The sequence below is a fragment of the Microcoleus sp. OTE_8_concoct_300 genome, from assembly GCF_031383065.1.
Lineage (GTDB): Bacteria > Cyanobacteriota > Cyanobacteriia > Cyanobacteriales > Microcoleaceae > Microcoleus.
The window spans coordinates 1-4,291 of record NZ_JANMZH010000295.1; the positions used below are offsets into that span (position 1 = coordinate 1).

2 protein-coding genes are annotated in these 4,291 nt (G+C 43.9%); both read right to left on the bottom strand.

Annotated elements, in window-relative coordinates:
• A partial coding sequence (locus tag ACUVJL_RS13670; protein ID WP_445246345.1) for an IS1/IS1595 family N-terminal zinc-binding domain-containing protein occupies positions 1-101 on the bottom strand: 101 nt, incomplete at its 3' end.
• 114 nt (positions 102-215) lie between these two features.
• The coding region (locus ACUVJL_RS13675; RefSeq protein ID WP_445246344.1) for an adenylate/guanylate cyclase domain-containing protein at positions 216-4,291 on the bottom strand (4,076 nt) is incomplete at its 5' end.

Below are 4,291 nucleotides of genomic sequence, written 5' to 3' on the forward strand. Positions count from 1 at the left end.
TTGATGAATTGACGACCACATTGGACACAAATGTGATTCTGTTTTCCTTTTTTCTTGCCGTTTTTACGGATATGGGTTGATTTACATTCTGGACATTGCATAAATTATTCCTCCTATTCATACTCTAACTCAGCAACGCCGAAATTCGCTTGTCAGAAAAATGAAAACGATCTCCCCCTCCAACAATTTAGCGATCGAGCTTTGGACTTTTATGATTAATCTAAATTGTGTGGCCGGTCTTTGATTTTTGTGTTACTCACCAATACAGACTCACAGCGTTCCCAATAAATTTTAGCAGCGCGATCGCCCTGATTCTGACGCCAACACTCGGAAAACAGCCGCGCCGCTTCCGCGAAATTCCCTTCCGAGTAAATTGCCCTCGCTTCTGCAAACAATTCCAGCGTAGCTAACTTACCCTCTTTAATTTCTAGCGGATCAGCATCAAACACCTCATAAACCGTTACTGCTTCGGATTTTCCCTTGACTTTTACCGTATCGAGGGTGCGGATGCCATACTGGGATGGATTTTTTAGGCGCGAGTAAGTTGGGTGGGTAATTAATAGCGCCACCCCATAATTTTTCGTCAAACTTTCCACGCGAGAAGCTAAATTCACCGCATCACTGATTACCGTCCCGTCCATGCGATTTTGACCGCCCACCGTTCCCAGCATCAAAGTTCCAGTATTGATGCCAATCCCAATCTGAATCGGTGCATACCCAAAATTAGCGCGATTTTGATTGTATTCAACGAGGCCCTGCAGCATAGCAATTCCGGCTTTCACCGCATGATCCGCCTCGCCGCTAAACAGCGCCATAATCGCATCGCCAATATATTTATCAATAAACCCGTTATTTTCATTAATGACGGGTTCCATGCGAGAAAGATAGGAATTGATAAATCTGAAATTATCCTCCGGCGTCATGCTTTCCGAGAGCGTGGTAAAATCGCGAATGTCGGAAAACAACACCGACATTTCCAACTGCACTTGGTCGCCCAATTCCACATCAATAATGCTTGATTTCTCTAAAAACTGGAGGAACTGATTGGGGACGAAGCGCTCGTAAGCTTTGTTGAGTTGGAACAATTCATCGGTAAATCTAATGCGCTCTGTTTCGGCTTTTTTACGCTCCGTGATATCTTGAAAGGCTACAATTGCATAAGAAATGTTGTCCTTTTCATCATAGATGGGAGTACCCCAAACCTCGATCGGGATAATCTTGTTGCCTTGGTGAATTTCCATATCATCTACCGTGGCACTTTCGCCACTCAACGCCCGCGTAGTGGGCAATTGTGCAGAGGGATATTCCTGCTCTGTTCCAGCTTGATAGAGTTGATAAACCTCTGGTAGTTGCTCGCTGGAGGCTTCAGGAATAACTCCTTTACCTAATAATTGAATAGCAGCTCGATTAATATAGTAAGGTTTGCCAGAAACATCCAGCACTGTCACACCTACTGGAATTGCTTCTAAAAATTGAGTGAGCCGGTTCTCACTTTCACGGACTTCTGTATAGAGTTTAGAATTTTGAATCGAGATAGCTGCTTGTCCAGATAACACTTTTAAGAGTTCCACTCTTTCTGGGGTAAAAGCTCCGGCTGTGAGATTGTTTTCTAGGTAAACAATACTAACAATCTGAGATTGATTAATCAGTGGCACACATAAAATTGATTTGGGCTGATGCTTTTGGATGTAGGGGTCGTTGGTAAATTGTCCTTCTCTGCCAGCATCATCTAGTACCACGCTTTCTTGAGTGCGGGCCACATAATTGACAATTGCCGAGGAAAGTTCCTGACAATTTTCAACCTCGATTGACTGCAACAGGGTAACGGGATTGTCATCTATTTTACCTTCAGCTTCAATTAACAGTTTTCCCTGACTTGATAAAATTAGATATCCTCTTTGTGCCCCGGCACTTTCCATGAGAATTTTCATCAAGCTCGACATGAGCTTATCTAGCATTATTTCACCGGATATCGCCTGAGAAGCTTTCATTACTGTGGTGATATCTAAGTTAGAACCAGAACCCGTGGCTGTCACTGATGCCTTAGTTTTAGTAGTTTTTATTCCCGGTTGGATGGGCGCCAATAACTTCGGATATCGCGTTTCTAAATCCGTTACCTTAGCAGTGGCTCCCCATTGAACATAACAATAATATGCCTCAATCATGTAGGTTTGAGCAAGTTTTTCTTTGCTCCATTCCCAGTAGAATTTTGCTGCTAGTTCGTTAGCTAGTGCTTCTTCGTTGAGGAATTTATTTTCTTTGGCTCCAGAAATGGCGCGATCGTACATTTCAATCGCCTCAGCTTTATTACCCAATACCCGTTGCCGTTCTGCTTCAACCAAATACCATTTATGCAGATGATTCATGGGAGAATTTTGCGCCCACTGTTGCAGAGTAGTTTGATGGGTTTCCACTAAGCCAAGAATTTCAGTTTGCTCAATTGCTGGCTGTGCCGGAAAAAGTGCCAGGTGGGTGAGTGCGGCATAAAAATGAAAAATCGGAACAAAAACCGATCCCGATACTCCCATCAAATACAGTTTGACTTGGGTAATGTGGTCTAGGGCAGCCGTGTAATTCCCATAGCAGTAAGCAAGTAGCAGTTTGTAGATGTAGGCACAAGCGATCGCCGTGAATTCATTATCCTGATAGTACTTGGGAATCATCACCGTTTCATCGTAGGCAGTTCCTATTAAGCAATCCGACCGAATACGGGTTTCCCTCAAGTTCTGCACCGTCTGCTGAATCATATCCAAATAAATCTGAGCCGAATATTGTTTCAACTGCGCCATGACAGCCCTGTAACCTGCTATTTCTGGTTCCCAAGTATCCAGTTCTAGCCCACTGAAAAAGTTGGTATAAAAGTAAAAATTTATGTTGTAGCCAGCGTATAGAAAATCGCCCGTTTCCATGCCCGCAGTATAGCCATCTTTCAGCGTCGGTATCGTTGCCAAGAGAGATTCTTGGCGATGCTGCATCCAAGCACCAAACAGAAGCAGAATTTGGGACTTGAATTCGGGCACATTGAACCGATCAAGCAATGAAAGTGCCAATTTCCCAAAGCCATAGCCGGTTTCCACCTCTTCTAAAAAGGCACAGAACACCATCCCGTGCATCGCATACCCCACAGTCGATGCGGGTGCATTCCCAAATTGGAGCGATAAACTCACCATCGTGGAGCTCAGCAAGGGCAGTAAACCGGGCATTCCCAAGATCATCGCTCCCAGTAAAATTCTTAACAGTTGCATGGCTGCTTGAGTCTGGGAATTGGTCATCAAAGGTAGGTCAACGAGTTCCTCAATCTGTCTGTCCTGAAGTTGGCCCGCAAGGGTTTGTAGCGCTTTACTAATCAAGGCTTCGTTAGGTTCAGTCGGGAGTTCAACCCCTAATTGTTTTAGTGCCTTTATACCCACGGTGATAGCTTCTAATATCTTGTTTTGGGCTGTCCGTGCGGATATCTGAATTTCGTAAATTTTAACTTTGTCTAAAGTCGTCTGAGCATTTTGCAACACCTGTGCTGCCATCTGTTCCATGTTGTCAATATCAGCATTCAAATAGGCGACTTCGGCAGCAGCAACATAAAGATTTAGAGTCAATTCATACTGAGTTTGCCAGCATTGGTCTGTGAGTAAATTAATGCCTGTTTGCAGATAGACCATTGCCGCAGCGTAGGCGGTAGAATTTCTCGCCTTACATCCAGCTTTTAAGTTAATTTTTGCTAATATTTCCTGTTCATTAGCTTGAGTAATTAACTGTTTTCCTCGATTAAAATGCCCCGCAATATCGAACAGTTTTTCTTCTTTTTCTATTTTTGAGTAATTTTTTTGAAGTAATTGCCCTATTTTCAGGTGAGTTGCTTGTTTTTGGTTGTCTGGTATTAGGAAATAAGCTGCTTGCTGGACGCGATCGTGCAGGAAGTTATAAGTGGGATTGGTAATAGACTCGCTATGGGATCGATCCTCTGTTGGCATGAAGCATTTATAGCCTTCTGTAATAGGTAAAATGAGTTCTTCTTGTAATGCTCTCCAAAGTGCTGATGCTGTTTGTTCTGGTAATTCTTCGCTGACTATTGCCAATGTCTCTAAATCAAACTGCGCCCCAATACACGCGGCAAGTTTGAGAACCTCCTGAGTTGGGGCAGGCAACTTCTGCAATTGCGCCGCCATAAACTCCACCACATCCGAGGCGTCGGCAAATGTAACTTGAGCAATATCGCACCGCCACCTCCCTTTACTTCCCCCCTTACTCAGGGGGGACACAGGGGGGTCAAAGATAATTTGACCATCTTCATACA